At 29.1% G+C, this 6,055-nt stretch carries 6 protein-coding genes, 1 other RNA gene and 1 pseudogene; 5 read left to right on the top strand and 3 right to left on the bottom strand.

Features of this window, described 5'->3' with window-relative positions:
* The 5 genes and pseudogenes from rpoD to HGPT_RS02810 all read left to right on the top strand — a co-directional run.
* Positions 1-901 (top strand): RNA polymerase sigma factor RpoD (gene rpoD / locus HGPT_RS02825; protein ID WP_040542413.1); only part of this gene is annotated, 901 nt, incomplete at its 5' end.
* Positions 898-1,593: a tRNA (adenine(22)-N(1))-methyltransferase gene (locus HGPT_RS02820; protein ID WP_019138366.1), complete on the top strand. Its 696-nt coding sequence runs from the start codon at positions 898-900 to the stop codon at positions 1,591-1,593. The genes rpoD and HGPT_RS02820, both read left to right, overlap by 4 nt.
* Positions 1,577-2,307 (top strand): annotated as a pseudogene (locus HGPT_RS09705) (Nif3-like dinuclear metal center hexameric protein). Before HGPT_RS02820 ends, HGPT_RS09705 begins: the two are co-directional and overlap by 17 nt.
* Positions 2,308-2,376: 69 nt before the next feature.
* Positions 2,377-2,701, top strand: an RNA gene (gene rnpB, locus HGPT_RS08655) — RNase P RNA component class A.
* A gap of 174 nt (positions 2,702-2,875) precedes the next feature.
* Positions 2,876-4,006 (top strand): C40 family peptidase, encoded by a 1,131-nt coding sequence (locus HGPT_RS02810; protein ID WP_019138364.1) that lies wholly within the window; start codon positions 2,876-2,878, stop codon positions 4,004-4,006.
* Between the two features lie 216 nt (positions 4,007-4,222).
* Here HGPT_RS02810 and HGPT_RS02805 read toward each other — a convergent pair whose 3' ends face one another.
* The 3 genes from HGPT_RS02805 to amaP form a co-directional block, all read right to left on the bottom strand.
* Positions 4,223-4,573, bottom strand: coding sequence for an Asp23/Gls24 family envelope stress response protein (locus HGPT_RS02805; RefSeq protein ID WP_281032364.1), 351 nt, complete (start codon positions 4,571-4,573; stop codon positions 4,223-4,225).
* Between the two features lie 254 nt (positions 4,574-4,827).
* Positions 4,828-5,163, bottom strand: coding sequence for a DUF2273 domain-containing protein (locus HGPT_RS02800; RefSeq protein ID WP_019138361.1), 336 nt, complete (start codon positions 5,161-5,163; stop codon positions 4,828-4,830).
* Between the two features lie 9 nt (positions 5,164-5,172).
* Positions 5,173-5,718: an alkaline shock response membrane anchor protein AmaP gene (gene amaP, locus HGPT_RS02795; RefSeq protein WP_019138360.1), complete on the bottom strand. Its 546-nt coding sequence runs from the start codon at positions 5,716-5,718 to the stop codon at positions 5,173-5,175.
* Positions 5,719-6,055: the final 337 nt, after the last annotated feature.

Below are 6,055 nucleotides of genomic sequence, written 5' to 3'. Positions count from 1 at the left end.
ACAAAAAAATTCAAAAGATGATGAAGATGAAGTAGATGTTACTAAAGAGGATTTATCAGTCCCAAAGGGAGTAACAGTAGATGATCCTGTAAGAATGTATTTAAAAGAAATTGGAAAGATTTCACTTTTAACAGCTGATGAAGAAGTTGAAATAGCTAAGAGAATGGAAGCAGGCGATGAGTTTGCAAAAAAAGAGCTTGCTGAAGCCAATTTAAGACTCGTAGTTTCTATTGCTAAAAGATATGTTGGCAGGGGAATGAGCTTTTTAGATTTAATTCAAGAAGGAAATCTTGGACTCATGAAAGCAGTGGATAAATTTGATTATACTAAGGGTTTTAAATTTTCAACTTATGCTACTTGGTGGATTAGACAAGCAATTACAAGAGCTATTGCAGACCAAGCTAGAACTATAAGAATTCCAGTTCATATGGTTGAAACAATTAATAAGCTTGTCAGGGTACAAAGACAACTAGTGCAGGATCTTGGACGTGATCCTCTACCAGAAGAAATTGCAGCAGAAATGAATTTAGACGTAGATAGAGTTCGTGAAATTCAAAAAATTGCTCAAGAACCAGTTTCATTGGAAACTCCAATTGGTGAAGAAGAAGATTCACATCTAGGTGATTTTATACCAGATGATGAAATTCTATCACCGCAAGATGCAGCTACTTTCACTTTGTTAAAAGAACAATTAAACACAGTTTTAGAAACTTTGACAGAAAGAGAAAAGAAAGTTCTTACTTTAAGATTTGGACTTGATGATGGAAGAGCAAGAACTCTAGAAGAAGTTGGTAAGGAATTTGATGTAACTCGTGAAAGAATTAGACAAATTGAAGCAAAAGCTTTGAGAAAGTTACGTCATCCAAGTAGATCAAAGAAATTAAAGGATTATTTAGAATGATAAAATTATCAAAGAGGCTTAATAAAATTGCAGAACTTGTAGATTTTGGGGCTTCGGTAATTGATGTGGGCACAGATCATGGATATGTGCCCAATTTTTTATGCGAAAATAAAATTTCAAGTGATATTATTGCGACAGATATCTCAAAAAATTCTTTACAAAAGTCTATTGATTTAACAAAAGAATTGGGAAATGAAAAATACATTAGAAATATATTAGCAAATGGAATTATTGATGAAAAACGAGATAATATAATTATTGCAGGATTAGGCGGGATACAAATTGCAGAGATTATTAATAATTCTATTGAAATCGCAAAAAGTGCAAATAAATTAATATTGCAACCAATGCAAAAAACACAGATTCTCCGGCGTGAATTAAATAATCTTGGATTTAAAATTATAGATGAGTACATTATTTATGAAGATGATAGGTATTTTGAAATTATTGTTGCAAAGTTTTTGAAGGAAGTTAAAATTGAAACTTTTAAAGATGAAGATTATTATTTTTCAAAAAAATTAATAGAGAAAAAAGATAAAACATATTTAAAATTTTTATTAGATAAAAAAACTTATTTAGAAAATATATTACAAAACTTTGATCCAAATAATCTTAGGACAAAAAAAAGAAGTGATGAAATTAAATCTTTGATTTTAAAAATAGAGGAGGCAATAGATGAAATATCCAATTGAAGATATAAAAAATTATATGGAAAGTTGGGCAAAAAATGATTATCAACTTTCCTGGGATAATTCTGGCAGCCAAGTTGAGTTTAAAGATTTCACTAAATCTGTAGTTTTAGCTATGGATGTTACAGATAAAGTCATAGATAAGGCTATAGAAACAGAATCAAAGCTCATAATAAGCCATCATCCTATGTTTTTTAGTGGAAATAAAAATATTATTGAAGGGACTTATTTGGGAGATAATATAATAAAATTAATTAAAAATAATATTTCAGTTTTTTCTTACCATACTTCTATGGATGTGGCAGATGATGGAGTTAATGACACACTTTTTGAAAAATTAAATCTTAAAGGTAAATCTGTTTTAACTTATGAAGAAGAAAAAGCTATGGGCCTAGTAGGAGAATTTGAAAGTGCATATAGTCTTGAAGAATTAGATAAATTTTTAAAAGAAAAGCTTCAAGTAAAAAAATAAAATATTACGGAAGAACTAATAGAAAAATTAAAAAAGTTGCAATTCTTGGCGGAAGTGGAGCAGATTTTATTGATATAGCTAAAAGTAATGGTGTAGATGCTTATATAACTTCTGATATAAAATATCATGACGGACAAAGAGCTTATGAAGAAGATCTGATTTTAATAGACCTTGGACATTTTTATTCAGAAAGAATAATTCTTCCAAAAATAAAAAAAGACTTGAAAAAAACTTTAAGGAATTAGATTTTTATATACAAGAAGAAAGTAGCTTTGAACTTGATATTTGAGAGATTCAGTGGTAAAATTATCTGGTAAGTAAATTGGTCAACTGCACAAATGTGAGGAAAGTCCGCGCTCCACAGAGCAGGGATGCTGGCTAACGGCCAGTGGGGGTGACCCCAAGGCTAGTGCAACAGAAATATACCGCCCCTTGGGTAAGGTTGGAAAGGCGAGGTAAGAGCTCACCAGGTCATTAGTGATAATGATGCTATGTAAACCCCATTCGGAGCAAAACCAAATAGGAATAACAGATGTTGCTCGCATCTGCCGGTAGGTAGGTTGCTAGAAATTATAGGCAACTATAATTCAAGATAGATAGTTGACAAAACAGAACGCGGCTTATAGATTTACTTACTACATATAATTTATATTTTTGAAAAAGTTACAAAATAGTTAAAATTGTTTTAACTATTTTGTAACTTTTTGTTGTTTTTTTGTAATTAGTTTGTTATACTTAATTAGTAATAAAAATGTAGGCAAAAAAATATATAAAAAAATATCTAAAAATATAAAAGCATAGGAGTTGTTAGTATTGGTTTCCTTTAAAAATAAATTGCCACTTGGCTTATTTGCACTTTGTGCAGTGTCAATAGTTGGCATGAAAGATACAGGAGTATTTATTAACGAACACATACAAAAAACATATAGTGGTAATGAAATAGACTTTTCAATTGGAGAAAAAGTTGAAGTCCTTGAAAAAAAAGGTAATGACTTTTTTGTTCAAAAGGGAAAAGCTAAAGTAACTATTCCACAAGATAAAATTTTACTTACAGAAGTTAATGTTCCAACATATAAAATTGTAAAAGCTAGTCCAATTCTTGATGATAATGGAAAAATAATAAGAAGCTTATTTGTTGATGAATATGCAGTTGGAATTTCAGTAGATAATACTACAGCAAAAATTAAGTGTAATGACGGTACAATAGGTAATGTAAACAGAACAGCACTTAAAAAAGTTGCCGATAAGAGAAATAATGTGACAGAAGTTGAAGTGAAAAACAACACTGTTGCTAAAAGTGACAATGGTAGAAAAATAAATTTAAATAAAAAACAAGTTGTTGATGTAATTGATTACAAAAATGGTAATTTTGTAATTGACGAAAAGGGTACTTCTTATAATGTTGAAGCTAAAGATTTAAATATTGTATCTGGACAAAAAGTTGAAAAGATTCAAGAAAACAAAGATGAAAGTATTTTATCTTCAGATGAAGAAAACATTCAAGAAGCTATAAAAAATAAAGAAGAAATTAAAGTAAGCTTTGAATATAAAAAAGCTGCAGCTCCAAATGCGTCAATTGCTGCCAAAGTTATATCTTCTGCAGAAAATAAACTTGGATCTACATATGTATATGGAGATACTGGTAATGCTGGATTTGATTGTTCAGGTTTAGTTTATTCAATTTATAATGACGAACTTGGAATTTCAATCCCAAGATCTTCTAGAACTCAATCAACTTATGGAAAACAAGTTTCTAAGTCTGATTTACAAGAAGGAGATTTAGTATTCTTTAATACAACAGGTAATGGAGTTAGTCATGTTGGTATTTATGTTGGCGATGGAAAATTTATCCATGCTTCTTCAGGTCAAGGAAAAGTTATGACATCTTCTCTTACTGAAGGCTATTACCAAGAAAGATACGTAAACGCTACTCGTGTTTTATAATTTTAAGAAAATTAAGAGCCTTAGGGCTCTTTTTTTGGCTTTATGTCAAATATTAGCTAGACTCGTTAATTCGAGTCTTTATTTTTATGTAAAAATGAAGACATAAAGGATAATAAAGCATCAAATCTAAAATAAAAATGATTTTATATGAAATTTTTATAAAAAAATAACCACTAGCATTAACTAGTGGTTATGATTTAAAATTTATTTTCTAAATTATCTTAGAGATGGTCCTTGATTGTAGTTAGCTGCATCATTTCTGTCGTCTCTGTTTTTTAATTGGAATTCTTCTCTAGTCATTACATCATCAACACGAACATTAACTTCAACAACTTTAAGTCCAGTCATTTGTCCAACTGATTGAGAAATATTTCTCTTTAATTCTTCAAATACCTTTGGAGCAGAATGTCCATATTCAAGAATAATAGATGCGTCAATTGCAGCTTCTTTTTCTCCAACATCAGCAGAAATACCTTTTGTTAAGCTGTATCCACCAAATTGTTCAGAGATACCTGAGAAGAATCCGCCCTTCATGTCAAGAACTCCTGGAACTTCGTGACAAGCAATTGCTGCTATTTTTTCAATAACAGAATCTTCAAATGTTAATTTAGATTCGTGTTTATTTTGTTCTTCTTGAGCAGAGTCTTTAATATCTTCTTGTTTTTCTTTGAAGTTATCTTTTGCGTTTTCTACAAATTCTTCTCTTTTTTGAGCTTTTTTCTCTTTTTTCTTGTTCTTTTTTGTTAATTCCTGCTATTTCGTTATATTTTGCTTCTGTTGCCATTATTTTTCTCTCCTTTAAAATTACTAACTAAATAAAATTAATACTTTCTAAACAATCTTTCTAACCAAAATAAAATTCTCGGATCACCATCTTTAAATTTCCCATAGCTATTGCCAATGAGGAAAAGAATCGCAATTAAAAGTGTTCTGAAAAAACCTATTGTTAAAAACAAAATTGCAATTATGATTCCAAGTAAAGTGTACTTGAACTCATTCCAATGAAGTCGAGTGAAATTTCTAAATCTTTCTTTTATAATAGAATTTTCTCTTTCCTTTTGTTTATCTAGGAGAACAATTTTTTGATTCTCTTGGTTTTCTCTAGAGTTCTCATAATAATTTTGATAATCCGGATAATTTCCATAATTATTTCTCATATGAGCCCCCTAAACAACTCTTTTACCTGATTCTTCTTTGATGTCATAAAATTCTACATTAACCTCTTTTACTGAATATCCAGTAAATTTTTCTAAGTTAGAAGATACATCATTTTTAATTCTTTTTCCTAATGAATTTAAATCAATGCCTTCTTGCACTCCGCAAGTAATTTTGGAACTGATTTCGTGCTTACTACCATTATTTACTCTTACATCAACATCTGATCTTTTCACTTCATTATAGTTTTCTAATGTTGATAAAACATTATTTTCAACTGCTCTTGAAGTGATGAGCATCTCACCGTCCTCATCCTTGTCTATAACGTATGAGTTAAGTGTAGGGAGGACTAATACTCTAATAAAATTAAATAGAGCATATAGAGCTGCTATTGCTGATACTACAGTTAGGAAATAGAAAAACCAATCTTGTTTATAAAAATTTCCTAAATCTGCCGTTATTTTGCCATAATCATATAATAAGAAATACGTGCAAAACAGAGATAAGAATAAGGCGATAGAAAAAATTGCATTAAGCCATTTGCGCCATCTCTTCAAACCTAATTCCTCCTTTTTATTAAGAAATCATCAACTAGTGAAGCTCTCTTAATTTATATATAACCAAAGAATATTATTTTATTCATAATTTTGAAAGTTATTATTATATTTTAGTATCTAGTTATTACAATAAATCTTTAAAAGACTGTTAGAATCATATTTAAATGAGAAAAAAATAAAAATATTATTAAGATAAGTTTTGGAAAAATTAAATTTTAAGAATAAATTTTTTAAAAATTTTAGTACACTTATTTTATTAGAATGGTAAAATGTTAGAAGAAGTAAAACTTCAAATAATTTTATATAGGAGGAGAGATGAAGAAAAATAATTTTTTAA

Source organism: Peptoniphilus timonensis JC401, from assembly GCF_000312025.1.
GTDB lineage: Bacteria > Bacillota > Clostridia > Tissierellales > Peptoniphilaceae > Peptoniphilus_A > Peptoniphilus_A timonensis.
This window is presented reverse-complemented; position numbering and strand designations above follow the sequence as displayed.

Coding starts and splice junctions, on each gene's coding strand:
- HGPT_RS02820 (WP_019138366.1), top strand. CDS start 898: ATGATAAAATTATCAAAGAGGCTTAATAAAATTGCAGAACTTGTAGAT.
- HGPT_RS02800 (WP_019138361.1), bottom strand. CDS start 5,163: ATGAGAAATAATTATGGAAATTATCCGGATTATCAAAATTATTATGAG.